This window comes from Stutzerimonas marianensis, assembly GCF_022810315.1.
Taxonomy (GTDB): domain Bacteria; phylum Pseudomonadota; class Gammaproteobacteria; order Pseudomonadales; family Pseudomonadaceae; genus Stutzerimonas; species Stutzerimonas marianensis.
The window spans coordinates 1-23531 of the sequence record NZ_JALGRD010000010.1; the positions used below are offsets into that span (position 1 = coordinate 1).

Sequence of the window (23531 nt, forward strand, 5' to 3'; positions counted from 1 at the left end):
TCTGGTATGACGGAGGGCGAGAGACGCTATCGCTGGGACAAGGAGCTGAGCCTTCTCCACTAATCGACCGGCTTTTGCGGCTGGCTGTTGGCCAAGCACGTGTAGAAGAGGCATACGAAGACGCCCATGGCTTCGGTTTCCCAGCGTCGCCACGGTGGCACCTGATGCATGATTGATGATTTCTCATGGAACAGCAGCTTCAGTCTCTGCCCTGACTATCGTTACACTCCATGCTTGCCCATCCGCTTGAGCGATGCATGCAGAATTCTGTCACGCCCGCCCCTCCCTCCCTTCAGGCCGATATGCCGCTCGTACTGGCTGGCCCGCTCTTGCGACGTCTAGAACCGGATCGGTTGGTAATGTGGATGGTGACCCGTGAGTCGCTGTCTCTGCACATGTCGCTCTATCCCGAGGGTGAATCGCCGCGGCTGTTTGCGCTCGACGGCGGCAGGTGTACCCCGCTGAGGATCGGCAGCTCGGCCTGGTTGCAACTGATTGACATCAGGCTGGACGCGCCACTACCCACAGATACCTTGATCGAATACGACCTTTCGATTTTGCTCGAGGGCAAAGCGTTTGGGATCAGCGATTGGGCGCCGCATCTGATTCATGAAGGTTTCAACCGTCCGGCTTTCGTGGTTCGGTCACGGTACGACGATCTGCTCCATGGATCTTGCCGTAAACCGCATCATGCGTCTGCCGATGGATTAGTCGTCGTTGATGCGCTAATAAAACGGGCCCGCGCAACGCCAGCGCAATGGCCAGCGGCGTTGATCATGTCCGGAGACCAGGTTTACGCCGACGATGTGGCCGGCCCAACGTTGGTAGCCATACACGCATTGATTCGCCTGCTCGGACTGTATGGCGAATGCCTTGAGGGCGCGGTGGTTGCCAACAGCGACGAGCTGATGGCTCATCCTGCGACTTATTATCGGCGTGAAGCGTTGCTGCCAGCATTCAAGTCCAACGAAGCGCTTCGCGAGCGATTTTTCGGCGGTGCCGAGAAGCCTGTCTTCACCACGGCCAACGCGCATAACCACCTGGTGTCTTTCGCCGAAGTGATCGCCATGTACCTGCTGGTGTGGTCCCCCGTGCCATGGAGGCTCATCGAGCCGGAGATGCCCCAGCTGGATGCCAAGATGGCGCAGCGGTATGCGCACGAGGCGCAGTGCATGGACGCATTTCGGCATGGCCTGCCGGCCGCCGCGCGGGCGCTGGCGCATCTGCCCGCACTGATGATTTTCGACGATCATGACATCACCGATGACTGGAATCTGAGCGCCCGCTGGGAGCACACGGCCTATGGTCACCCGTTTTCGAGGCGCATCATCGGTAACGCCTTGCTCGGTTATCTTCTCTGCCAGGCATGGGGCAACGCGCCTGAAGATTACGCGTCCCTCCTGCCCGCGATTCAGGCGCTAATGGCCAGCGCAGAGCAAGGTCAGCTTGCTTGCCCGTTGCACGACCGAGTGGTGGATGACCTGTTGCGGTGGGGCGATTGGGGGTATGTATTGCCTACCGAGCCGACCTTGTTGGTGCTGGACACCCGCACGCGGCGCTGGCGGAGCGAGAGCAACCTGAGCCGCCCCTCGGGCCTGATGGATTGGGAGGCGCTAACCGATTTTCAGCAGCACCTACTCGATCAGCCCTCGGTAATCATCGTTTCGCCAGCACCGATGTTTGGCGTCAAGTTGATCGAGACCGTGCAGCGCGTGTTCAGCTGGTTAGGTCAGTCACTGCTGGTGGATGCGGAAAACTGGATGGCCCATCGTGGCGCCGCGCAGGTGATGCTCAATATCTTTCGGCATACTCGTACCCCCGGCAATTACGTCATCCTTTCCGGCGACGTGCATTATTCGTTCGCCTATGAGGTGCGTATCCGAGGCCGTGTGGAAGGTCCACGGTTGTGGCAGATCACCAGCAGCGGCATCAAGAACGAATTCCCCCGGCGGCTTCTGGACCTGTTCGATCGGCTCAACCGCTGGCTTTACTCGCCGCGCTCGCCGTTGAACTGGTTTACCAAGCGCCGCCGGGTACGGGTTCAGCCGTGGCTGCCCAGCCGCAGCCAATCCGGTGAGCGTTTGTGGAACGGCTCGGGCATCGGGCGGGTCCGGCTTGATGCCGCCGGGCGTCCGGTCCGGATCGAGCAGATCAACGCCGATGGGTCAGCCCCGGTGACCTTCGATCCCGTTCGCGAATGATCAGCCGAATGCCGCGCGCAACGCGGGAAGCGTTGCGTAGTAGTACGCCGGCGATTCAGCCATCAGCTCGTCGTGACTACCGAACCCATAACCTACCGCAACGGCCTGCAAGCCGTTGCGGTGGGCCCCGATAAGGTCGTGCTTGCGGTCGCCAATCATCAGTGTCTGCGCCGGCTCCAGGCGCTCTTCGGCGACTAGGTGAGCGATCAGTTCGACTTTGTTGGTTCGTGTGCCATCCAGCTCGCTGCCATAGATCATCCTGAAGTGATGGTCGAAGGCGAAATGGCGGGCGATCTCGCGGGCGAACACCGAAGGCTTGGAGGTTGCCACGTAGAGCGTACGGCCCTGGCCGCGCAGGTGCTCGAGCATCTCGAGTACGCCGTCGAATAGCAGGTTTTCGTACAACCCGACCGTCTTGAATCGCTCGCGGTAATGGGTCACGGCTTCCCAGGCCCGTGCTTCATCGAAGCCGTAGAACTCCATGAATGCCTGCAAAAGGGGCGGGCCGATGAAGGGCTCGAGCCTGGCCAGGTCCGGCTCGTCAATGCCGAGTTGGGCCAAGGCATGCTGGATGGAGCGGGTGATGCCTTCTCGCGGGTCGGTTAGGGTCCCGTCTAGGTCGAACAGAATCGTGGCGTGATGCATGAAGGCAGGGCCGGCAGCTGGAGGATGGGGTCGATTGTCCCGTAACTCCCCGTTCGGCGGCAAACCAGGCGGGTAACGCTGCGCCTCAGCTGGCCTGGATCTGCAGGCGTTGTGCGAGCGCTGTCGCTGTAGTGATGTCCTGGCCAATGACGGCGGCCAGCCAGTCCATGAACAGCCGTACACGACGCGGCAAGTGACGACGGTGGGCGTAAAGCAGCGAAGCGCTCATCGGGGCCGGCACATGCTCCGGAAGGACGAGTTGCAACTCACCCCGGTCGAGCGACTCACAGACACCTGCCAGCGGTACCTGGATTAGACCGAAGCCGCCTATACAGGCTTCCTTGTAGCTATCACTGTTGTTGACCGTGACACGGCCGCGCATGGGCAGGCAAATCGTCTTGCCGTTTTGCTCGTACTCGAAACCGGTCGAGCGAGCACCGAGCACCGGCACGTAGTGCACCAGGTAGTGGTGGGCAAGATCGTCTAGCGTCCGTGGCGTGCCGTACTGACTCAGGTAGGCGGGGCTGGCGCAGTTGACCAGTGGATAACGGCCGATTCGGCGGGCGACCAGTCCGGCATCCATCACCTCGCCGATGCGCAGCACGCAATCGAAACCCTCTCGCACCAGGTCCACGCGCCTGTCGGTGGCGCTGACCTCGATCTCCAGATCGGGATGCTGATTCAGAAATTCACCCAGTCTTGGCACCACCAGGTTGCGCGCGAGCGCGACCGGAAGATCAATGCGCAGGCGGCCCTTCAACGCCTTGCCCTCGCGAAACAGCCCTTCGAGTTCCTCGATCTGATCGAGCATGTCGCGGCAGCGCTCATAGAGCAGCGTGCCGTCCTGCGTCGGCTGGACTTTGCGCGTCGTGCGCTGCAGCAGCCGCGCACCGAGTCGTTGCTCGAGTGCGCGAATCTGTTCGGAGACCGTCGAGCGGGGCAGCCCTAGGCTATCGGCCGCAGCCGTAAAACTGGCCAGTTCATAGACGCGGACAAAGGTGCGCAGGGATTCCAGCATGTTTGGCCCGTCCATTTCGTCGGAAATGCCGAATAGTCTATTCGCTGTTTGCTGATTTATCCGCCATGTAACGAACAATAAAGTGGTCTCCATCATCCACAAGACGGAGGCACACCATGAACGGCAAACTTGCATTGATTACCGGAGCCAGCCGCGGTCTCGGCCGCAGTGCGGCCTTGCACCTGGCAAAGCAGGGTGCGGACATCATCGGCACGTACCACAGCAAGGTCGACGAAGCGCAGGCAGTGGCCGATGAAATCGAGCGTCTTGGCTCGCGCGCGCTGATGCTGCACCTCGATGTCAGCGACAGCGCGAGCTTCGCTGCCTTCGCTGATCAGGTGCGCGCGGCATTGTCTGAGCGCTTCGGTCGTCAGCAGTTCGATTTTCTGGTCAACAATGCGGGCATCGGGCAGCACGCCAGCTTCGCCGAAACCAGCGAAGCGCAGTTCGACCTGATGATGAAGATTCATCTGAAGGGTCCGTTCTTCCTGACCCAGACGCTGCTGCCCTTGATCAGCGACGGCGGACGTATCCTGAACGTATCGAGCGGCCTGGCGCGCTTCTCGCTGCCAGGCTATGCCGCGTATGCGGCCATGAAAGGTGGCATCGAGGTGCTGACGCGCTATCAGGCGCGTGAACTGGGTGAGCGGGGTATCGCTGTCAATGTGCTCGCCCCTGGTGCCATCGAAACCGACTTCGGCGGCGGCGCGGTGCGCGACAATGCAGACCTCAACGCTTTTGTCGCGGGCAATACCGCACTTGGTCGCGTTGGCCAGGCGGACGATATCGGTCTCGCCATTGCAGCCTTGCTTGGCGAGGGTGGCCGCTGGATCACTGGCCAGCGCATCGAAGCGTCGGGCGGTATGTTCCTCTGATGGCCGTGTGGGCCGGGCGCGGTGTATGGCGTCCGGCCCAACGGGCTGCCGGTCGCTCAGTCTGCGTAATGCTGTTCGAGATGGTGGGCTTTCAGCTTCACGTAGTTTCCGGCCGTGTAGCTGAAGAAGCTCCGCTCCTTCTCGGTCAGTGGGCGCGCCTGCTTGACCGGGCTGCCGACGTACAGGAAGCCGCTCTCCAACGTCTTGCCCGGCGGCACCAGGCTGCCAGCGCCGATGATCACCTCATCCTCGACCACCGCGCCGTCCATCACGATCGACCCCATACCCACCAGAATTCGGCTGCCCAGCGTGCAGCCGTGCAGGGTGACCTTGTGGCCGACCGTCACCTCGTCACCGATGGTCAGCGGGAAGCCGTCAGGGTTGAACGGGCCGGCATGGGTGATATGCAGCACGCTGCCATCCTGGATGCTGCTGCGTTTGCCGATGCGGATGCGGTGCATGTCGCCGCGGATCACCGTGAGCGGCCAGACGGAGCTGTCCTCGCCAATCTCGATGTCGCCGATGAGTACGGCGCTGGGGTCGACGAAGACGCGTTCGCCCAGGATGGGGGTTTGACCCTGGTAGGTCCGGATGCTCATGTTTGCGCTCCTGTAGGCTGAGAAAGGGCGTGGCTAGTAAGGGTGCCGGGAAACGCCATTGTCGGCGCGAAAGAACTCGCCCGGCGTGGAACCGAATTGTTCACGAAAGGCGGCAATGAAAGCCGACAGAGACTCGTAGCCGCAGCCCAGTGCGACATCGGTGACGCGCTCGCCGCGCTCGAGTGGCGGTAGCGCACTGAGCAGCCGCAGGCGCTGGCGCCAGGCACGAAAGGTCAGGCCGGTTTCGCGCAGGAACAACCGGCTCAGGGTGCGTTCCGACACACCCAACACATGGCTCCAGTCCGCCAGGCTTTCCTGAGATTCCGGTTGCGCCTGCAAACCTCTGCAGAGCTGCTGCAAACGCGGCTCCGCCGGGAGTGGCAAGACCAGCTCGACCTCCGGCGCACAGCTCAACTGATCGAGCAATACCTGTACGAGCCGCCCCTCAGGACCCTCCTCGGCGTACGTTTCGGGCAGCGTGCTGAAATGCCGGATCAGCTCGCGCAGCAATGGGCTGACCTGCAGGACGCGGCAATGGTCGGGCGCGTCCCCCGCCACGCCCTGATCGATATAGAGGCTGCGGATACAGGTATCCGGCGCGCAGAACACCTGATGCGTGACGCCCGCCGGGATCCAGACCGCGCGCAGTGGCGGGGCGATAAAACGACCGCTGTCGGTGCGCACTTCGAGCACGCCCTCCACTGCGTGGGACAGTTGCACCCAAGGATGGCTGTGACGATAGCCAAGCTTGAGATTGGGCGGCGAGTCGAGCTGGCCATAGACGGGACGCGGCAGGGACTTGAGCGCCTCGAGGCGCGTGATCACGGCGGCTTGTTGTCCGATTGACGACATTTCATGCCTGCCTGGCGTTAGTCGGAAGGTGGCGTCCACGTTAAGGTCGTTCCCCGTTGCCCGCAAGCCCTGAGGAACAGCCATGGCCAAGCTTCGCCTACTCTTCGACAACTTCACCCTTGCCCTGCTGGCCGTGGTCGCCGTCGCGACCGTCTTCCCTTGCGAGGGCCGCGGTGCGGTGTTTTTCGAGTGGCTGACGGCGGCGGCCATTGCGCTGCTGTTCTTCATGCACGGTGCCAAGCTCTCGCGCGAGGCGATTCTCGCCGGGGCGGGCCACTGGCGGCTGCACCTTCTGGTATTTGCCTGCACCTTCGTCATGTTTCCGTTGCTGGGGCTGGCCCTCAAGCCGGTACTGACGCCCCTGGTCGGCACGGAACTCTATCTGGGAATGCTCTATCTCTGCGCATTACCGGCCACGGTGCAATCGGCCATCGCCTTTACCTCCCTGGCGCGAGGCAACGTGCCGGCCGCGATTTGCAGCGCTGCCGCGTCCAGCCTGATCGGTATTTTCCTCACGCCGCTGCTGGTGCTCTTGCTGATGGACGTCGAAGGTGACAGCGGCTCGACACTCGACTCGATCGGCAAGATCGTGCTTCAGCTGCTGGTGCCCTTCATCGCTGGTCAGATCGCGCGGCGCTGGATCGGCGCCTGGGTGACGCGCAACAAGAGCTGGCTGAAGACCGTCGACCAGAGCTCGATTCTTCTGGTGGTCTACACCGCCTTCAGTGGCGCGGTCGTCGATGGGCTGTGGCGCATCGTGCCCCTCGGCCACCTGCTGGGGTTGGTCGTTGCCTGCTGCCTGCTGCTGGCCATCGTCCTCTGGCTGACCAGCGTGCTGGCCAAGGTGTTCGGCTTCAATCTGGAAGACCGCATCACCATCCTCTTCGCCGGCTCGAAGAAGAGCCTGGCGACCGGCGTCCCCATGGCGCAGGTGCTGTTCGCCACGAGCGCGGTCGGCATGATCATCCTGCCGTTGATGCTCTTTCATCAGATCCAGCTGATGGTCTGCACCGTGCTGGCCCAGCGTTATGCGCGCCGGCCCGAATTGCCCGCGCAGGCGGCTGTCCAATAGCGAGACGCGGGGGCACCTGCGGCCGCCGCCTGCGCGGGATAGAGCCGCTCTATCGAGGCGTTTCCCAGCTGCGCGGTCGGGCATTTGTCTTTAACATGCCCGCGTGATCATTCTTCAGAAGGGGCAACTGCCGTGACCGATACCAATCCGCTGCTTCGGGATTTCGACCTGCCGCCTTATTCCGAGATTCGCCCCGAGCACGTCGAGCCGGCCGTGGACACCATCCTGGGTGACAACCGCGTCGCCTTGCAGGAGCTGCTCAGCCGTCCGGCCGAAAGCCTGGACTGGAGCACCCTGGTGGTCGGTCTGGACGAGATGAATGAGCGCCTCAGTCGCGCCTGGGGCCCGGTCAGCCATCTCAATGCCGTGCGCAACAACCCGGAACTGCGCAGCGCCTATGAGGCCTGCCTGCCGAAGTTGTCGGCCTATGCCACCGAGCTTGGCCAGAACGCCGACCTGTTCGCCGCCTACCAGGCGTTGTCCGTCAGCCCCGAGGCCGACGGTTTCGACGTCGCGCAGAAAACCATCATCGAGCACGCGTTGCGCGATTTCCGCTTGTCCGGCATCGATCTGCCACCGGCCGAGCAGCAGCGCTTCGGCGCGATCCGCATGAAGCTCGCCGAGCTGGGCAGTACGTTTTCCAACCAGTTGCTCGATGCCACCCAGGCCTGGACCAAGCACGTCACCGACGCCAGCCTGTTGTCCGGCATTCCCGAGTCGTCCTGCGCGCAGATGGCCGAAGCCGCCAAGGCCAAGGATCTGCAGGGCTGGTTGATCAGCCTGGAATTCCCCAGCTACTACGCGGTGATGACCTACGCCGATAACCGCGCACTGCGTGAAGAGGTCTATGTTGCCTATTCCACGCGCGCTTCCGACCAGGGGCCGAACGCTGGACAGTTCGATAACGGCCCGGTGATGGAGCAGATTCTCGACCTGCGTCAGGAGCTGGCGCAGCTGCTGGGCTTCGGCAATTACGCCGAGCTCTCTCTGGCGACCAAGATGGCCGAAAGTACCGACCAGGTGCTGGGTTTCCTGCGTGACCTGGCGCAGCGCAGCAAGCCCTTCGCCGAGCGCGACCTGAAAGAGTTGCGCGCCTTCGCCGCCGAGCACGGCGTTACCGATCTGCAGAGCTGGGACGTCAACTACTTCGGCGAGAAGCTGCGCCAGGCACGCTACAGCCTGAGCCAGGAAGAGCTGCGTGCCTACTTCCCGGTGGACAAGGTGCTGTCCGGCCTGTTTGCCATCGTCAAGCGTCTGTACGGCATCGAGATCCATGAGCTGGAAGACTTCGACAGCTGGCACCCGGACGTCCGCCTGTTCGAGATCCGTGAAAACGGCGAGCACGTCGGGCGCTTCTTCTTCGACCTGTACGCGCGGCCGAACAAGCGTGGCGGTGCCTGGATGGATGGCGCGCGCGACAAGCGCCGCACCTGCCTGGGCACGCTGCAGACGCCGGTGGCCAACCTCGTCTGCAACTTCACCCCGCCCGTAGGCGAGCGCCCGGCGCTGCTCACTCATGACGAGGTCACCACCCTGTTCCACGAGTTCGGCCATGGCCTGCACCACTTGCTGACCAAGGTCGAGCATGCCGGGGCGTCGGGCATCAATGGCGTCGCCTGGGATGCGGTCGAGCTGCCCAGCCAGTTCATGGAGAACTGGTGCTGGGAGCCGGAGGGGCTAGCGCTGATCTCCGGTCACTACCAGACGGGGGAACGCCTGCCGCAGGACAAGCTGGACCAGATGCTGGCGGCGAAGAATTTCCAGTCCGGCCTGATGATGGTTCGCCAGCTGGAGTTCTCGCTGTTCGACTTCGAGCTGCATGCCACCCATGGCGATGGGCGCAGCGTGCTCGAGGTGCTGGAAAGCGTCCGCGCCGAAGTCTCGGTGATGCGTCCGCCGGCCAGCAATCGTTTCCCCAACAGCTTCGCGCACATCTTTTCGGGTGGCTATGCGGCGGGCTACTACAGCTACAAATGGGCCGAGGTGCTGTCTTCCGACGCCTTCTCGCGCTTCGAGGAAGAGGGCGTGTTCAACCCCGACACCGGCCGCGCTTTCCGCGAGGCGATACTGGCACGCGGCGGTTCGCAGGAACCGATGGTGTTGTTCGTCGACTTTCGTGGGCGCGAACCCTCGACCGACGCGCTCCTGCGGCACCTGGGTCTGAGCGAGGACGCGGCATGAGCGACGAGCCGAAAGTGACCCCCAAGCGCTTCATCGCCGGTGCCGTGTGCCCGGCGTGTAGCGCCACCGACAGCATCAAGATGTGGGACGTCGAGGGTGTGCCGCACCGCGAGTGCGTCGAATGCGGCTACGCCGATACGCTCAATGCACAGGGCCAGTCGGTGCCCTCGGAACTGAGCACGCGAGTCAACAAGGCCAAGCCGAAGCCGGCCGACCCGCAGGTGCAGGCGGTACAGTTTTTCCCCAACCCGAAGCTGAAGAAAAAGTCCGACTGAGCGAACGCTACCATGTGGCATCTCACCTGCGGCGACCTGGCTGCCGACAGCGTCCGGCCGCTGCTGGTCGCAGGCGATGAGATTCGCGTGCTGCGTGATGACCTGGCTGTCGGTCCGCTTGCAGATATCGAATCCCCGCCCTGCAGGAAGCGGATCGCCTTCTGGGAAGAGGTCTGGCCTGTCGGTCTGAAACCTCGTCCGGATTTCTCAGGCATTGCCAGTGACGCCGAGTGGCTGGCCCGGCTGCACGACCAGCCGCGGCCGATTACCGTCTGGCATGGCGACAGCGCGTCCGAGCAGCTGATGCTGGCACGGGTGGCCGCGGCACTGGAAGGCTCGCCGACAGCGCTGCATGAAGTCGCCTGTGGCACGGGCGACAGCCGTGTCGGCACGCGGATGGCGGTGTCCATGCACGCCCCGGAGGCCTTGGCGAGGCGATATCGACCGCGCCTCGTTGAAGACGCTCGCCTCGCCGACCTTGCCTGCCAATGGCGCGCAGCCGTTGGGGAGAACGCTGCGGTACGTCGCTGGATCGATGATCGTTTTCTCGGTGAAGAAAATGCGCGGATCGACGGCGAGCTGTTCGCTGCCTGCCGCGACGACTGGATGCCGCTTGCCCGCGCCATGGCCGAAGTCATGGGGCGTTGCGACGGCTTTTTTCCGACCGACCTGTTCCTCTACTGGCGCGCCCGGGCATTAGCGCGAAGAGGCGTGATCCAGCTGGACGACAGTTGACAGACGGATTACCGCCTGGTGCAAGTACGCCGACGATCCGGCTGAGCGCCGCCCAACTCGGCGGCAAGGCGACAGACGGGTTGGCGACAGGAGGACCCAAGCTGATACTGTATCGATATACAGTATTGGAGATCACTCATGCTCCCGCCAAACAGCACACCCCGCGGGCGCGGCACGGCCATCAACCCGGACAACCGGTTCGCTCCGACGCGCAGCGAGGCCTATGACGATGGTTGGGAACAGGACGTGCCGCCCACCCGCGCCACCGAGGTCCGGCATGAGACGGCCAAGACGGTGCTCACCCGCAACCAGTCGCCGGACGTCGGCTTCGATCGGTCCGTGAACCCTTATCGCGGTTGCGAGCACGGCTGCATCTACTGTTTCGCGCGGCCCACGCATGCCTATTGGGACCTTTCGCCCGGCATCGATTTCGAGACGCGGCTGATTGCCAAGACCAACCTCGCCGAGCGGCTGGAAGCCGAGTTGAGCAAACCCGGCTACGTGCCGCAGCCCATTGCGCTGGGCGTGAACACGGATGCCTATCAGCCACTCGAGCGCGAGCAGCGGCTGACGCGGCAGGCGCTCGAGATCCTGCTGCGGTTCAAGCATCCGGTGCACATCATCACCAAGGGTTCACTGGTGTTGCGCGACCTGGATCTGCTGGTGCCGCTGGCCGAGCAGCGGCTGGTCAGTGTGTCGGTCAGCCTGACCACGCTGGACGACGAGCTCAAGCGCATCATGGAACCCCGTGCGGCCTCGCCCTCGGCGCGACTTCGCGTTCTGCGCTCGCTGAACGAGGCGGGCGTGCCGGTCAGCGTGATGTGCGCGCCGATGATTCCGATGATCAACGACATGGAACTGGAGCGCCTGCTCGAAGCCGCGCGGGAGGCCGGGGCGCGCTCGGCGGGCTACGTGTTGCTGCGCCTGCCGCATGAGGTGGCCGGGCTGTTCGATGAATGGCTGCAGGAGCACTTCCCACAGCGAGCCGCTCACGTGATGAGCCTGGTGCGCCAGTCGCGCGGCGGCAAGGACTACGACAGCCGCTTCGGTAGCCGCATGCGCGGCGAGGGTCAGTTCGCCCAGCTGCTGGCCCAGCGTTTTCAGCTGGCCTGCAAACGTCTGGGCTTCAACCGTCGGGACCAGAACTTCGGGCTGGATTGCACCCGTTTTGCTCCGCCGGGCGCGCAGCTGTCGCTGATCTGAGCCTGTTGGCGTAAGGCATTGCCGTCGCGGTGAAGCTGTATTTCATCGCAAAGGCTTGAGATAGAGCGGCTCGTTCAGTTTCGGTTAAGTCTCGCTGGCTAGCCTTCGGGCAGTCGTGACCAGTCAGTCACGGGGCGCTTTCGGCCCCTGACCGCTGGCACGCGCCCTCGCCAAACAGGAGACCCGCCATGCGTGAACCCATCCGTACCCGTCCCGAGCCCCTCGACTTGCCTGCACGCGGCGAAAGCGCCGACGAGTCCTTCGCCCGTCTCGTTGACGGCTTTCGCCGCTTCCGTACCGAGGTGTATCCCGAACAGCAGACGCTGTTCGCCCGCCTGGCCAAGGCGCAGCACCCACGCGCCATGTTCATCACCTGCGCCGACTCGCGCATCGTGCCGGAGCTGATTACCCAAAGTTCGCCCGGCGACCTGTTCGTCACCCGCAACGTCGGGAATGTGGTGCCGCCGTACGGCCAGATGAATGGCGGCGTGTCGACGGCCATCGAATACGCGGTGATGGTGCTCAACGTCCAGCACATCATCATCTGTGGCCACTCCGATTGCGGTGCGATGAAGGCGGTGCTCAACCCGGACGGGCTGCAGCGTATGCCCACGGTCCGCGCCTGGCTCAGGCACTGTGAGGTGGCGCGCAGCCTGGTCGAGCAGAACTGCGGCTGCGGGGGCGAGCACCTCGGGGTGCTTACCGAGGAAAACGTCGTGGCCCAGCTTGACCACCTGCGCACGCACCCTTCGGTGGCCGCGCGGCTGGCGGGTGGGCAGCTCGCTATCCACGGTTGGGTGTATTGCATCGAGACGAGCGAGATCCTCGCTTATGACGCTCGATCGGGCCGCTTCGCGCCGCTCGACGGCGAGGGGCAGCTACCGGTCGCGACGCCCGCACCGCGCTACGCGTCGGCTTGAGGAGACGGCCATGAATCAGGAAACGATCAAATCGACCCTGCCACGCGACCTGATGGCGTCCGTGGTGGTGTTCCTGGTGGCGCTGCCTCTGTGCATGGGCATTGCCATCGCCTCGGGCATGCCGCCAGCCAAGGGCGTGGTGACTGGGATCATCGGCGGGCTGGTGGTGGGCTGGTTGGCCGGTGCACCGCTGCAGGTCAGCGGCCCGGCGGCCGGGCTTACGGTGCTGGTGTTCGAGCTGGTGCAGCAGCATGGTGCCGCCATGCTCGGGCCGATTCTGCTGCTGGCTGGCGCCTTGCAATGGGTGGCCGGGCGCCTGAAATGGGGTTGCTGGTTCAGGGTCACCGCGCCGGCGGTGGTCTACGGCATGCTGGCGGGGATCGGCATTCTGATCGTGCTCTCGCAATTGCACGTGATGATGGACGCGAAGCCCGAGGCCTCGGGGCTGGGCAACCTCAGCGCATTTCCCGCCGCACTCTGGGCGGCGTTGCCCTTTTCCGGCGGCGGCGACGGCATGATCGCCGCTTCGCTGGGGCTGCTGACAATCGTCTGCATGGCTGCCTGGGATCGGCTCAAACCGCAGCGTCTGCGCCTGTTGCCCGGTGCACTGCTGGGGGTTGCGGCAGCGACGCTGGTTGGCCTGTGGCTGGAGCTGGATGTGCGCCGCGTCGAGGTGCCCGACAACCTCGCCGATGCGATCACCTGGCTGCGCCCGACTGACCTGCTGGCGCTGGCCGATCCAACGTTGCTGGTCGCGGCGCTGGCGCTTGCCTTCATCGCCAGCGCCGAGACATTGCTGTCAGCCGCCGCGGTGGACCGTATGCATCAGGGGCCGCGGGCCGATTTCGACCGTGAGCTGGCGGCGCAGGGCGTCGGCAACATGCTCTGCGGGATGCTCGGTGCCTTGCCGATGACCGGCGTGATCGTGCGCAGCTCGGCTAACGTGCAGGCCGGTGCGCGGACACGGCTCTCCGCCATGCTGCACGCGCTCTGGCTGCTGGCGGCGGTGGTCCTGTTGGCGGCATTGCTCGAGCGCATCCCGGTCGCGAGCCTGGCCGGCGTGCTGATCTATACCGGCTTCAAGCTGATCGACCTGCGCGCGCTGCGCCAGCTCGGTCGCTACGGCCGTATGGCGATGCTGATCCATGTCGTCACGGCGCTGACCATCGTCGCGACCGATCTGCTGACTGGCGTGTTGGTGGGCTTCGCGCTGACCCTGGCGCAACTGGCCTGGCAGGCGTCGCGTTTGAAGATCAACCTGATCCACGAGGGTCGCCGGATCGAGTTGCGCATGCAGGGGGCAGCGACCTTCCTCAAGGTGCCGCAACTGTCGCGAGCGCTCGAATCGGTACCGCCGGATGCCTGGCTGCAGGTGCCGATGGAGCACCTGCGCTACATCGACCACGCCTGCATGGAACTGCTCGAGGAGTGGCAGCGCTCCAACGCGCCACAGGGTGCCCGATTGATCATCGAGCCGCGTGCGCTGACCCGGCGCGTCGAGGGCCGACGGCGACAGGCGGCCCATCTGGCGGGGTTGGCCGAGGGGAACTAATCACAGCGGCGAGCCTTCCATTTCCGGTAGGCCACGCCGTCGTGTGGCCAGATGCAGCGCATCGGCGAGCCGATGCGCTGTCGTTCGTTCTGGAGGATTGATTTGGACCCTTTCATCGACCTGCTGCAGTGGCCCGCCATGCTGGTCACGGTCCTGGCGGCCTGGCTGATCGGCTCGTTGAAGCCGCGGCGCCGCACGGTGGGATTCTGGTGTTTTCTGCTGAGCAATCTGCTCTGGGTCATCTGGGGATGGCACGCCGAAGCCTGGGCGCTGATCACGCTACAGGTATGCCTGGCGCTGATGAACATCCGCGGCGTGAAGAAGAATGACCATCCGGCAGAGGCCGAAGCCAGCGTTTGAACCACCAAATTGCCAGGTATCGAACCCTGTCTATACTCCGATCGTAGGCGTATTGATCGAATCCGACTGTGCGTGCAAAGCGAAGCCTGGCAACCAGGAATTGGGGGGAGCCAGATCGGAGCCAAGCAGGCCGCTGAAAATGTAGGCGAGGCAGGCAATACGAGGCGAGAAGAGCCAGAGAAGCGGAGTTCGCGGCTGCACATGAGCAGTCTGACCGGACTCGCAACCGAGGCGCTTTTCAACGAGGAGTTGCCGACGCAGGCAGTTTCCACGGGCTGATAGGGCAGTCGGCGGGATAACAAGAACCATAAGGGGAACCCGCAATGTCGCGACATCCACGAGCCTGGATGGGGATCGGATTGTGTTCGCTGTTCGGTCAGGCCGAGGCGGCCTGGGACGTGAACATGCGCTCCGGCGCCACCGACGTCAGTCGCTCCGTTTTCGACCTGCACATGACCATCTTCTGGATCTGCGTGGTCATCGGCGTGCTGGTGTTCGCGGCGATGTTCTGGTCGATGATCGCCCACCGCCGCGCCAAGCGGCAGGAGTCGTCGAATTTCCACGAGAACACCAAGGTCGAGGTGCTCTGGACCATCATCCCCTTGCTGATCCTGATCGGCATGGCGGTGCCGGCGACCCGCACGCTGATTCACATTTACGACGCCTCCGAGTCGGATGTCGACATCCAGATCACCGGCTACCAGTGGAAGTGGCACTACAAGTACCTGGGTGAGGACGTCGAGTTCTTCAGCAACCTCACCACGCCGCGCGATCAGATCAATAACCTCGAGCCCAAGGGCGAGCATTACCTGCTGGAAGTCGACGAACCGCTGGTGATCCCGTCCGGCGCCAAGGTGCGCTTTCTGATCACCGCGGCGGATGTGATTCATTCCTGGTGGGTGCCGGACCTGGCGGTGAAGAAGGACGCCATACCCGGCTTCATCAACGAATCCTGGACGCGCATCGATGAGCCCGGCATCTACCGTGGCCAGTGCACCGAGCTCTGCGGCAAGGACCACGGTTTCATGCCCGTGGTGGTGGAGGTCAAGTCGCAAGACGATTACGCCGCCTGGCTCGGCGAGAAGAAGGCCGAGGCGGCCAAGCTCGCCGAACTGACCAGCAAGGAATGGACGCTGGAAGAGCTGGTCGAGCGCGGCGAGAAGGTCTACTTGTCCAATTGCGCCAGCTGCCACCAGCCCACCGGCGAGGGCCTGCCACCGATGTTCCCCGCACTCAAGGGATCACCCATCGCTACGGGTGAGGCCGAGGGGCATCTGGACATCGTCGTGCATGGCAAGCGCGGCACCAGCATGCCGGCCTTCGGTGAGCAGCTCTCGGAGGTCGATATCGCCGCGGTCATCACCTACGAGCGCAACGCCTGGGGCAACGACAAGGGCGACATGGTCACGCCGAAAGACGTGCTCGACTTCAAACAGGCCGAAGAAGCCAGTCAATAAGAGGAGTGGCGGCGATGAGTGCAGTGATCGACGATCATGGTCATGCCGAGCATGACCACCACCATGGCCCGGCCAAGGGAATCTCCCGCTGGCTGCTGACCACCAACCACAAGGACATCGGCTCGATGTACCTGTGGTTCAGCTTCTGCGCCTTTCTGCTCGGCGGTTCGATGGCCATGGTGATCCGCGCCGAGCTGTTCCAGCCGGGTCTGCAGATCGTGCAGCCCGAGTTCTTCAACCAGATGACCACCATGCACGGCCTGATCATGGTGTTCGGCGCGGTGATGCCGGCCTTCGTCGGCCTGGCCAACTGGATGATCCCGCTGATGATCGGCGCGCCGGACATGGCACTGCCGCGGATGAACAATTTCAGCTTCTGGCTGCTCCCGGCGGCGTTCGGGCTGCTGGTGAGCACGCTGTTCATGGAGGGGGGCGGGCCCAACTTCGGCTGGACCTTCTACGCGCCGCTGTCGACGACCTACGCGCCCGAATCGGTGACCTTCTTCATCTTCGCCATCCACCTCATGGGCATCAGCTCGATCATGGGCGCGATCAATGTGATCGCCACCGTGCTCAACCTGCGCGCGCCCGGCATGACGCTGATGAAGATGCCGCTGTTCGTCTGGACCTGGCTGATCACCGCCTTCCTGCTCATCGCGGTGATGCCGGTGCTGGCCGGCGTGGTGACCATGATGCTGATGGACATCCACTTCGGCACCAGCTTCTTCAGCGCAGCCGGTGGGGGCGATCCGGTGCTGTTCCAGCACGTCTTCTGGTTCTTTGGCCATCCCGAGGTGTACATCATGATCCTGCCGGCGTTCGGCGCGGTCAGCTCGATCATCCCGGCGTTCTCGCGCAAGCCGCTGTTCGGCTACACCTCGATGGTCTACGCCACCGGGGCCATTGCCTTCCTGTCCTTCATCGTCTGGTCGCACCACATGTTCACCGTGGGCATTCCGCTGGTGGGCGAGCTGTTCTTCATGTACGCGACCATGCTGATCGCCGTGCCCACCGGGGTGAAGGTGTTCAACTGGGTGTCGACCATGTGGCGCGGCTCGCTGACCTTCGAGGCGCCCATGCTGTTCGCCGTGGCCTTCGTGATCCTCTTCACCATCGGCGGCTTCTCCGGGTTGATGCTGGCCATCGCCCCGGCGGACTTCCAGTACCACGACACCTACTTCGTGGTCGCGCACTTCCACTATGTGCTGGTGCCGGGGGCGATCTTCGGCATCTTCGCCTCGGCGTACTACTGGCTGCCGAAGTGGACCGGACACATGTATGACGAAACGCTGGCGAAGCTGCATTTCTGGATGAGCTTCGTCGGCATGAACCTGGCGTTCTTCCCGATGCACTTCGTCGGTCTGGCGGGCATGCCGCGGCGCATCCCGGACTACAACATGATGTTCGCCAACTTCAACATGGTCTCCAGCATCGGCGCTTTCATGTTCGGCGCGACCCAGCTGCTGTTCCTGTTCATCGTCATCAAGTGCATCCGCGGTGGCCCGGCGGCACCGGCCAAGCCCTGGGACGGTGCCGAGGGGCTGGAGTGGAGCGTGCCGTCGCCAGCGCCCTATCACACCTTCAGCGTGCCGCCGGACATGCACACCCTGCATGAGCATCGCACGGGGCCCAAGCATGATGACTGAGGCCATTGAAGGCTGGAGGCTGGAACCTGCCGCCTTGTCGAGAGAACGCCCATGAAAACCGATCTCAGCCTTGCGCAACTGGTCCGCCGCCTGCTGTTCGTCGTGGTGGCAATGTTCGCCTTCGGCTTCGCACTGGTGCCGATCTATGACGTCATGTGCCAGGCCTTCGGCATCAACGGCAAGACGGCCGGGGCCTATGAGGGCTCGCAGACCGCCGACGAAGCGCGTGAGGTTCGCGTGCAGTTTCTCGCCACCAACGCGTCGGGGATGGTCTGGGAATTCAAGCCGATGGCCGACCAACTCAACGTCAACCCGGGATCCAGCCAGGAAATGCGCTTCGTCGCCTACAACCCGACCGACAAGCCGATGACCGCCCAGGCGGTGCCCAGCGTGTCGCCGGCCAAGGCGGCCGCCTACTTCCACAAGACCGAATGCTTCTGCTTCACCCAGCAAGTGCTGCAACCCGGTGAGCGCATCGAAATGCCCGTGCGTTTCATCGTCGACCGTGACCTGCCTGCGGATGTGCGTCACCTGACGCTCGCCTACACCCTGTTCGACATCACGTCCCGCCAGCCGCCTGTCGCCGCGCTCGATCCGGCAGCCTCGCGGCCGGCCAAGGAGAGTCTGCAATGAGCCAACAGACCAGCACGCACGAGCCCTACTACGTTCCCGCCCAGAGCAAATGGCCCATCGTCGGGACCATCGCCCTGCTGACCACCGTCTACGGGCTGGGTACCTGGTTCAACGACCTCAAGGCCGATCGCGACGAGATAACCGGCCCGGTGATCTTCTTCGTCGGTGGCCTGCTGATCGCCTACATGATGTTCGGCTGGTTCGGCGCCGTGGTACGAGAAGGGCGAGCGGGGCTCTACAGCGCGCAGATGGACCGCTCCTTCCGTTGGGGCATGAGCTGGTTCATTTTCTCCGAGGTCATGTTCTTCCTGGCCTTTTTCGGCACCCTGTTCTACATCCGTTACTGGGTCGGGCCCTGGCTCGACGGCGACGGCGACAAGGGCGTCAGTGCGATGCTCTGGCCCAATTTCGAATACAGCTGGCCGCTGCTGAACAATCCCGACCCCAAGGTCTATCCCGCGCCGGAGGGGACGATCAGCCCCTGGGGTCTACCGCTGATCAACACCATTCTGCTGGTCAGCTCCAGCTTCACCCTGACCTGGGCGCACCACGCGCTGCGCAAGGGCAACCGCCAGCAGCTCAAGCTCGGGCTGGGCATCACCATATTGCTGGGCGCGATCTTCCTGGCGCTGCAAGCCGAGGAATACGTGCACGCCTACACCGAGCTCGGGCTGACGTTGGGGTCGGGCATCTACGGGGCGACCTTCTTCATGCTCACGGGCTTTCACGGTGCGCACGTGACCATGGGCGCAATCATCCTGACGGTCATGCTGGTGCGCAGCTTTCGCGGCCACTTCACGCCCGAGCAGCACTTCGGGTTCGAGGCAGCGGCCTGGTATTGGCACTTCGTGGACGTGGTGTGGATTGGCCTGTTCATCTTCGTCTACGTGCTGTAGCGGGCCGCGCTAGGGGCCGAAACCGGGCTGCAGCTGGCCGGACCAGAAGCCCCAGGCGATCAGCGCAACGGTCAGGGCGGTGAGGGAAACACGCACGAAGAGGGCCGTGATCAGGCGTGCGCTGCGGCTTTCGTCCTTGACCAGGAAGAACAGACCACTGAACAGACTGACCAGCGTGGCCACTAATAACAGAACAATCGCCGCCTTGAGCATGAGCGGGTCCGCCGTGACAGGGGAACTGGGGGAAGTGGGGGTGCAGTATAGCCAGCCTTATCAACGTGCTGCGGGGCGGGGCATGAGCGGGTTCCGACCGGGCCTCGTACCGACCCTGGTGGTCCTGATCCTGTTGCCGCTGCTGGTCTGGCTGGGGTTCTGGCAACTGGAGCGCGGCGAGCAGAAGCGCGAAATGTTGGCCCGGCAGGACGCGCAACAGCAGGCCGCTCCGGTCGGCCCCGAGCAGATCGAGCATTTGCCCGAGCCGGCCTACAGTCGCATCCACCTGCAGGGCCGCTTCGATGCCGAGCACAGCTTTCTGCTCGACAGCCGGACCCGTGACGGCCGGGTCGGCGTCGAGTTGATCCAGCCGTTCCAGGACCAGCCGAGCGGGCGCTGGGTGTTGGTCAACCGCGGCTGGATTCCCTGGCCGGATCGTCGCGTCCCACCCGAATTCGACACGCCCGATCGCCCTCTGAAACTGGCCGCCTGGGTCTATGCGCCCTCTGGCCAGCCGTTCGTACTGAACCGGCGGCAAGCCGAGGGCTGGCCGCGGCTGATCAACCACGTCGACATCGAGGCGCTCTGGCAGACCCTCGACCGCGATGGCATCGGCTACGAATTGCGCCTCGAGCCGGGGCCGGCCGCGTACCGGGCCGACTGGCCAGTGACCACCATGCAACCCCAGCAACATCTTGGCTACGCCGTGCAGTGGTTCGCGCTGGCGGTGGCCTTGCTGGCGCTGTTCATCTATTTCGGCGTGCACCAGGCACGGGGGACCCGACCATGAACACGATGAGCTCAGGCATTCACCCCTCTCACTCGCAGCGCCGCCGTGGTCGGTTGCAATTGCTGCTCATCGTCGCCGTGGTGCTTGGCCCGATGCTGCTGGCTTCGGCCATGTATCGCTTTGGCTTCTGGGTGCCCGAGTCGCGCAGTTACGACGGTGTACTGATCGCCACGGGGGAGGGGCGCGACGCGCTCGGCATTACCGCGCCGGTGACCAGTGAACCGCGTTGGGAGCTGCTGGTGACGGCCCCGCACGGCTGCGCCGAGGCCTGCCAGGACCTGGTGTACCTGGCGCGGCAGATCAACATCGGCCTGGCGCGAGAGGCGGGGCGTGCCGGCCATGCGCTGGCCGTCGGGGCCGCGCTGGAAGACGCCTACGAACAGCGCCTGACGCGCGAGTATCCGCAGCTCAAGCGCTACACGCTGGACCCTGCCGTCTATGACGCGAACGCCGCGCTGCCCAGAGGCGCGCAGCTGTGGATCGTCGACCCGCTCGGCAATCTGGTGCTGCGCTACGACGAGCATGCCAAGGGCAAGGCGATCCTGGACGATCTCAAACACCTGTTGAAGATCTCGCAGATCGGCTGATCAAGGCACTCGCCCGCCTCGCTGAAGTCCCAATGAGGTCGCCCAAGGAGAACACCATGGCAAAACCCGGATACCGCCTCGCCGTGATCGCCACGCTACTGGCCGTGGTCGTGGTGTTGCTGGGCGCCTACACGCGGCTGACCCACGCCGGTCTGGGCTGCCCGGACTGGCCCGGGTGCTACGGCTTTCTCGCGGTGCCGATGAGCGAACAGGCCCAGAGCCTGGCGGCGCAGCGCTTTCCCGAGGCGCCGCTGGAGGTGCACAAAGGCTGGAACGAGATGGTCCATCGCTACTTCGCCGGCGCCTTGGGGCTGGTGATCCTCGGGCTTGCGGTGCAGGCCGTGCGGCAGCGGGCGCAGCCGGGCCAGCCGTTGAAACTGCCGTTGCTGCTGCTTGCCGTGGTCATCGCACAAGCCGCTTTCGGCATGTGGACGGTCACCCTGCAACTGTGGCCGCAGGTGGTCACTGCGCACCTGTTGGGCGGCTTCGCGACCCTGAGCCTGCTGTTTCTGCTGAGCCTGCGGCTGTCCGGACGACGACCGGCGATCCCGCCCGTGCCGAGCCGTTTGAGGGTGCTGGCGGCGATCGGCATGGCCGTGGTGGTCGCTCAGGTCACGCTGGGTGGTTGGGTCAGCAGCAACTACGCGGCGGTCGCCTGCACAGACTTTCCGACCTGCCACGGCGAGTGGTGGCCGGCGATGGATTTCGCCAACGCCTTCAACCTCGCGCACCATGACATCGGCCCCAACTACCTCGGCGGCCTGCTCTACGGCGAGGCACGCACGGCCATCCACCTCACGCATCGGCTTGGCGCGCTGGTCGTGACCCTCGTGCTGCTGACGCTCGCCTGGCGGCTCTGGCGGCATGGTCTCGCTCGCCTGGCCGCGTTGCTGCTGGCAGCGCTGGCGTTGCAGATCGGCCTGGGCATCAGCAACGTATTGCTCAACCTGCCGCTTGCCGTGGCCGTTGCGCACAACGGCGGCGGCGCGCTGCTGCTGCTGGTCACCGTGCTGATCAATCACCGCCTGCACTTGAGCGCCCCGGCGACCGTTGCCGCCACGCGCCGGTCACCCCTGAATTCGAACTCGACGGGCGGGCTCGACCTGCCCCGCGCTTGACCACAAGGAGAACCTCCATGGCGACTCTACTCAGCGAACGCGGCGCCCAGGCCAGCTGGCGCGACTATCTCGAGCTGACCAAGCCCAAGGTGGTGCTGCTGATGCTCATCACCTCGCTGGTGGGCATGTTTCTCGCGACCCGTGCCGGGGTGCCCTGGACGGTGCTGCTGTTCGGCAACCTGGGGATCGCCCTGTGTGCCGGCGGCGCGGCGGCAATCAACCATGTCGTGGACCGTCGCATCGATTCGGTGATGGCGCGCACCCACAAGCGGCCGCTGGCCGAGGGGCGGGTAGCCCCGGGCGCGGCACTGCTGTTCGCGCTGCTGCTCGCCGTGGCCGGGATGAGCCTGCTGCTGACCTTCACCAACGCGCTGGCTGCCTGGCTGACGCTGGCTTCGCTGGTCGGCTACGCCGTCGTCTACACCGGCTTTCTCAAGCGCGCCACGCCGCAGAACATCGTGATCGGCGGTCTGGCCGGCGCCGCGCCGCCGTTGCTTGGCTGGGTCGCCGTGACCGGGCAGATCACCGCCGAACCCTTGCTGCTGGTGCTGATCATCTTCGCCTGGACGCCACCGCACTTCTGGGCGCTGGCGATTCATCGCAAGGACGAATACGCCAAGGTCAATGTACCGATGCTGCCGGTGACCCATGGCGAGCATTACACCAAGGTGCACATCCTGCTCTATACCGTGATGTTGCTCGCCGTAAGCGTCATGCCCTTCGCCATTCACATGAGTGGCGTGCTGTACCTGGCGGCCGCGGTGCTCCTGGGCGCGCGCTTCCTGTTCTGGGCGGTCGTGCTCTACCGCGACAGCCGGCCCCATGCGGCGATCAAGACGTTCAAGTTCAGCATCTGGTACCTGTTCGCCCTGTTCATTGCCCTGCTCGTTGATCATTATCTACCGCTGACCTTCTAGCTCGGCCCAGGATCTCATGACCCGCATCCAGAAAACCGTACTCATCCTCGTGGCGCTGGTTGCGCTGGTCATTGGCCTGACGGCCTACCGTGTCCTCAATACCGGCCAGCAGGTCGATACCGCCGCGCTGCTCGATGCCGGCATCGTCATGCTGCCCCAGGGCCGCGACGTGCCGGACCTGACCCTGACCAACCAGGACGGCGAGCCGATGACCACGGCGCAGCTGCAAGGCCGCTGGCACCTGCTGTTCTTCGGCTACACCTTCTGTCCCGACATCTGCCCGGCGACCCTCGCCGAGCTGCGCCAGCTCCAGGGCATGCTGCCCGACGAGACGCGCCAGCGGATGCAGGCGATTCTGGTCAGTGTCGACCCTGACCGGGACACGCCCGAGCAGCTCAAGATGTATCTGGACTATTTCAAGGCCGGTTTCATCGGCCTCACCGGCCCACTGGACGACATCCAGACCCTGGCCAACGCCGTGGGCGTGCCCTTCATCCCCGCCGATACCTCGAAGGACAACTACACCGTCGACCACGGCGGCAACCTCGCCCTCATCGGCCCCGACGGCCGCCTGCGCGGCTTCATCCGCGCGCCGTTGCGCACCGAAAAGCTCGCTGAGCAGCTCCCGGCGGTGATCGGCCAGGACGGCTGAATACCCGCCTGTGCCAGTGGAGTCAGACCAGAGTAACCGGCGCGTCAGCGGTCGAGCTTGGTGGCACTGAGTCAGCCCGTTCGCTCATGGTCGTGCAGGTCTGTGCCAGCTTGGCAGCGTTGTAGGTCGACACG

The 23531-nt window shown here is 64.2% G+C and carries 24 protein-coding genes; 19 read left to right on the forward strand and 5 right to left on the reverse strand.

What is annotated here, in order from left to right:
* The first annotated feature begins 257 nt into the window (after positions 1 to 257).
* Positions 258 to 2201 carry an alkaline phosphatase D family protein gene (locus MST27_RS17410; protein WP_243607203.1) on the forward strand — a complete coding sequence of 648 codons (1944 nt, stop codon included), beginning with the start codon at positions 258 to 260 and terminating at the stop codon, positions 2199 to 2201.
* Here the strand turns inward: MST27_RS17410 and MST27_RS17415 are convergent, their stop codons facing one another.
* Both MST27_RS17415 and MST27_RS17420 read right to left on the reverse strand, forming a co-directional pair.
* Positions 2202 to 2846 carry an HAD family hydrolase gene (locus MST27_RS17415; protein ID WP_243607204.1) on the reverse strand — a complete coding sequence of 215 codons (645 nt, stop codon included), beginning with the start codon at positions 2844 to 2846 and terminating at the stop codon, positions 2202 to 2204.
* 85 nt (positions 2847 to 2931) lie between these two features.
* A complete protein-coding gene (locus MST27_RS17420) occupies positions 2932 to 3864 on the reverse strand; it encodes a LysR family transcriptional regulator (protein ID WP_243607205.1) in 933 nt (310 codons plus the stop codon).
* A 116-nt stretch (positions 3865 to 3980) separates the two neighbouring features.
* On the opposite strand from MST27_RS17420, the gene MST27_RS17425 reads away from it, so the two are divergent.
* The gene (locus MST27_RS17425; protein ID WP_243607206.1) at positions 3981 to 4739 is read left to right on the forward strand and encodes an SDR family NAD(P)-dependent oxidoreductase; all 759 of its coding nucleotides are present in this window, start codon (positions 3981 to 3983) and stop codon (positions 4737 to 4739) included.
* 56 nt (positions 4740 to 4795) lie between these two features.
* On the opposite strand, the gene MST27_RS17430 is transcribed toward MST27_RS17425, so the two are convergent.
* Together MST27_RS17430 and MST27_RS17435 are read right to left on the reverse strand one after the other, a co-directional pair.
* Positions 4796 to 5338: a gamma carbonic anhydrase family protein gene (locus tag MST27_RS17430; protein ID WP_243607207.1), complete on the reverse strand. Its 543-nt coding sequence runs from the start codon at positions 5336 to 5338 to the stop codon at positions 4796 to 4798.
* Positions 5339 to 5371: 33 nt separating this feature from the next.
* A complete protein-coding gene (locus tag MST27_RS17435) occupies positions 5372 to 6190 on the reverse strand; it encodes an AraC family transcriptional regulator (protein ID WP_243607208.1) in 819 nt (272 codons plus the stop codon).
* Between the two features lie 82 nt (positions 6191 to 6272).
* Between MST27_RS17435 and MST27_RS17440 the strand changes: the two genes are divergently transcribed.
* The 12 genes from MST27_RS17440 (at position 6273) to MST27_RS17495 (ending at position 19120) form a co-directional block, all read left to right on the forward strand.
* Entirely contained in the window at positions 6273 to 7262 is a 990-nt protein-coding gene (locus MST27_RS17440) for a bile acid:sodium symporter family protein (RefSeq protein WP_243607209.1), read from the forward strand.
* A 132-nt stretch (positions 7263 to 7394) separates the two neighbouring features.
* Positions 7395 to 9443 (forward strand): oligopeptidase A, encoded by a 2049-nt coding sequence (gene prlC / locus MST27_RS17445; protein ID WP_243607210.1) that lies wholly within the window; start codon positions 7395 to 7397, stop codon positions 9441 to 9443.
* Entirely contained in the window at positions 9440 to 9718 is a 279-nt protein-coding gene (locus MST27_RS17450) for a YheV family putative zinc ribbon protein (RefSeq protein WP_243607211.1), read from the forward strand. The genes prlC and MST27_RS17450 overlap by 4 nt, the downstream gene beginning before the upstream one ends.
* 12 nt (positions 9719 to 9730) lie before the next feature.
* The gene (locus MST27_RS17455; protein WP_243607212.1) at positions 9731 to 10453 is read left to right on the forward strand and encodes a DUF1835 domain-containing protein; all 723 of its coding nucleotides are present in this window, start codon (positions 9731 to 9733) and stop codon (positions 10451 to 10453) included.
* A 138-nt stretch (positions 10454 to 10591) separates the two neighbouring features.
* Complete coding sequence (locus tag MST27_RS17460) at positions 10592 to 11656, forward strand: PA0069 family radical SAM protein (protein ID WP_243607213.1); 1065 nt, start codon at positions 10592 to 10594, stop codon at positions 11654 to 11656.
* A gap of 188 nt (positions 11657 to 11844) precedes the next feature.
* Positions 11845 to 12576, forward strand: a complete 732-nt coding sequence (locus tag MST27_RS17465; protein WP_243607214.1) for a carbonic anhydrase — start codon at positions 11845 to 11847, stop codon at positions 12574 to 12576.
* 10 nt (positions 12577 to 12586) lie between these two features.
* Positions 12587 to 14128, forward strand: coding sequence for a SulP family inorganic anion transporter (locus tag MST27_RS17470; protein WP_243607215.1), 1542 nt, complete (start codon positions 12587 to 12589; stop codon positions 14126 to 14128).
* 102 nt (positions 14129 to 14230) lie between these two features.
* Positions 14231 to 14488, forward strand: coding sequence for a hypothetical protein (locus tag MST27_RS17475; RefSeq protein ID WP_243607216.1), 258 nt, complete (start codon positions 14231 to 14233; stop codon positions 14486 to 14488).
* Positions 14489 to 14811: 323 nt separating this feature from the next.
* Positions 14812 to 15945, forward strand: coding sequence for a cytochrome c oxidase subunit II (coxB, locus tag MST27_RS17480; protein ID WP_243607217.1), 1134 nt, complete (start codon positions 14812 to 14814; stop codon positions 15943 to 15945).
* A gap of 14 nt (positions 15946 to 15959) precedes the next feature.
* Positions 15960 to 17591 carry a cytochrome c oxidase subunit I gene (gene ctaD / locus MST27_RS17485; protein ID WP_243607218.1) on the forward strand — a complete coding sequence of 544 codons (1632 nt, stop codon included), beginning with the start codon at positions 15960 to 15962 and terminating at the stop codon, positions 17589 to 17591.
* A 51-nt stretch (positions 17592 to 17642) separates the two neighbouring features.
* Complete coding sequence (locus tag MST27_RS17490; RefSeq protein WP_243607219.1) at positions 17643 to 18224, forward strand: cytochrome c oxidase assembly protein; 582 nt, start codon at positions 17643 to 17645, stop codon at positions 18222 to 18224.
* Positions 18221 to 19120: a cytochrome c oxidase subunit 3 gene (locus tag MST27_RS17495; protein WP_243607220.1), complete on the forward strand. Its 900-nt coding sequence runs from the start codon at positions 18221 to 18223 to the stop codon at positions 19118 to 19120. The genes MST27_RS17490 and MST27_RS17495 overlap by 4 nt, the downstream gene beginning before the upstream one ends.
* Positions 19121 to 19129: 9 nt before the next feature.
* On the opposite strand, the gene MST27_RS17500 is transcribed toward MST27_RS17495, so the two are convergent.
* Positions 19130 to 19333 carry a twin transmembrane helix small protein gene (locus MST27_RS17500; protein WP_243607221.1) on the reverse strand — a complete coding sequence of 68 codons (204 nt, stop codon included), beginning with the start codon at positions 19331 to 19333 and terminating at the stop codon, positions 19130 to 19132.
* An 82-nt stretch (positions 19334 to 19415) separates the two neighbouring features.
* On the opposite strand from MST27_RS17500, the gene MST27_RS17505 reads away from it, so the two are divergent.
* The 5 genes from MST27_RS17505 to MST27_RS17525 are packed head-to-tail and all read left to right on the forward strand — an operon-like array spanning position 19416 to position 23397.
* Positions 19416 to 20123 (forward strand): SURF1 family protein, encoded by a 708-nt coding sequence (locus tag MST27_RS17505; RefSeq protein WP_243607222.1) that lies wholly within the window; start codon positions 19416 to 19418, stop codon positions 20121 to 20123.
* Positions 20120 to 20710 carry a hypothetical protein gene (locus MST27_RS17510; RefSeq protein ID WP_243607223.1) on the forward strand — a complete coding sequence of 197 codons (591 nt, stop codon included), beginning with the start codon at positions 20120 to 20122 and terminating at the stop codon, positions 20708 to 20710. Before MST27_RS17505 ends, MST27_RS17510 begins: the two co-directional genes overlap by 4 nt.
* 56 nt (positions 20711 to 20766) lie before the next feature.
* Positions 20767 to 21828, forward strand: a complete 1062-nt coding sequence (locus tag MST27_RS17515; RefSeq protein WP_243607224.1) for a COX15/CtaA family protein — start codon at positions 20767 to 20769, stop codon at positions 21826 to 21828.
* 17 nt (positions 21829 to 21845) lie between these two features.
* Positions 21846 to 22745, forward strand: a complete 900-nt coding sequence (cyoE, locus tag MST27_RS17520) for a heme o synthase (protein ID WP_243607225.1) — start codon at positions 21846 to 21848, stop codon at positions 22743 to 22745.
* A gap of 16 nt (positions 22746 to 22761) precedes the next feature.
* Positions 22762 to 23397 carry an SCO family protein gene (locus MST27_RS17525; RefSeq protein ID WP_243607226.1) on the forward strand — a complete coding sequence of 212 codons (636 nt, stop codon included), beginning with the start codon at positions 22762 to 22764 and terminating at the stop codon, positions 23395 to 23397.
* Positions 23398 to 23531 lie beyond the last annotated feature (134 nt).

What these genes read in the sequence shown, in the direction of transcription:
- MST27_RS17510 (WP_243607223.1), top strand. Translation starts at nt 20,120, where the DNA reads ATGAACACGATGAGCTCAGGCATTCACCCCTCTCACTCGCAGCGCCGC.
- MST27_RS17440 (WP_243607209.1), top strand. Translation starts at nt 6,273, where the DNA reads ATGGCCAAGCTTCGCCTACTCTTCGACAACTTCACCCTTGCCCTGCTG.
- MST27_RS17465 (WP_243607214.1), top strand. Translation starts at nt 11,845, where the DNA reads ATGCGTGAACCCATCCGTACCCGTCCCGAGCCCCTCGACTTGCCTGCA.
- MST27_RS17455 (WP_243607212.1), top strand. Translation starts at nt 9,731, where the DNA reads ATGTGGCATCTCACCTGCGGCGACCTGGCTGCCGACAGCGTCCGGCCG.
- MST27_RS17425 (WP_243607206.1), top strand. Translation starts at nt 3,981, where the DNA reads ATGAACGGCAAACTTGCATTGATTACCGGAGCCAGCCGCGGTCTCGGC.
- MST27_RS17495 (WP_243607220.1), top strand. Translation starts at nt 18,221, where the DNA reads ATGAGCCAACAGACCAGCACGCACGAGCCCTACTACGTTCCCGCCCAG.
- coxB (WP_243607217.1), top strand. Translation starts at nt 14,812, where the DNA reads ATGTCGCGACATCCACGAGCCTGGATGGGGATCGGATTGTGTTCGCTG.
- MST27_RS17410 (WP_243607203.1), top strand. Translation starts at nt 258, where the DNA reads ATGCAGAATTCTGTCACGCCCGCCCCTCCCTCCCTTCAGGCCGATATG.
- MST27_RS17505 (WP_243607222.1), top strand. Translation starts at nt 19,416, where the DNA reads ATGAGCGGGTTCCGACCGGGCCTCGTACCGACCCTGGTGGTCCTGATC.
- MST27_RS17460 (WP_243607213.1), top strand. Translation starts at nt 10,592, where the DNA reads ATGCTCCCGCCAAACAGCACACCCCGCGGGCGCGGCACGGCCATCAAC.
- MST27_RS17500 (WP_243607221.1), bottom strand. Translation starts at nt 19,333, where the DNA reads ATGCTCAAGGCGGCGATTGTTCTGTTATTAGTGGCCACGCTGGTCAGT.
- MST27_RS17435 (WP_243607208.1), bottom strand. Translation starts at nt 6,190, where the DNA reads ATGTCGTCAATCGGACAACAAGCCGCCGTGATCACGCGCCTCGAGGCG.
- MST27_RS17515 (WP_243607224.1), top strand. Translation starts at nt 20,767, where the DNA reads ATGGCAAAACCCGGATACCGCCTCGCCGTGATCGCCACGCTACTGGCC.
- MST27_RS17490 (WP_243607219.1), top strand. Translation starts at nt 17,643, where the DNA reads ATGAAAACCGATCTCAGCCTTGCGCAACTGGTCCGCCGCCTGCTGTTC.
- ctaD (WP_243607218.1), top strand. Translation starts at nt 15,960, where the DNA reads ATGAGTGCAGTGATCGACGATCATGGTCATGCCGAGCATGACCACCAC.
- MST27_RS17450 (WP_243607211.1), top strand. Translation starts at nt 9,440, where the DNA reads ATGAGCGACGAGCCGAAAGTGACCCCCAAGCGCTTCATCGCCGGTGCC.
- MST27_RS17470 (WP_243607215.1), top strand. Translation starts at nt 12,587, where the DNA reads ATGAATCAGGAAACGATCAAATCGACCCTGCCACGCGACCTGATGGCG.
- MST27_RS17415 (WP_243607204.1), bottom strand. Translation starts at nt 2,846, where the DNA reads ATGCATCACGCCACGATTCTGTTCGACCTAGACGGGACCCTAACCGAC.
- cyoE (WP_243607225.1), top strand. Translation starts at nt 21,846, where the DNA reads ATGGCGACTCTACTCAGCGAACGCGGCGCCCAGGCCAGCTGGCGCGAC.
- MST27_RS17430 (WP_243607207.1), bottom strand. Translation starts at nt 5,338, where the DNA reads ATGAGCATCCGGACCTACCAGGGTCAAACCCCCATCCTGGGCGAACGC.
- MST27_RS17525 (WP_243607226.1), top strand. Translation starts at nt 22,762, where the DNA reads ATGACCCGCATCCAGAAAACCGTACTCATCCTCGTGGCGCTGGTTGCG.
- MST27_RS17420 (WP_243607205.1), bottom strand. Translation starts at nt 3,864, where the DNA reads ATGCTGGAATCCCTGCGCACCTTTGTCCGCGTCTATGAACTGGCCAGT.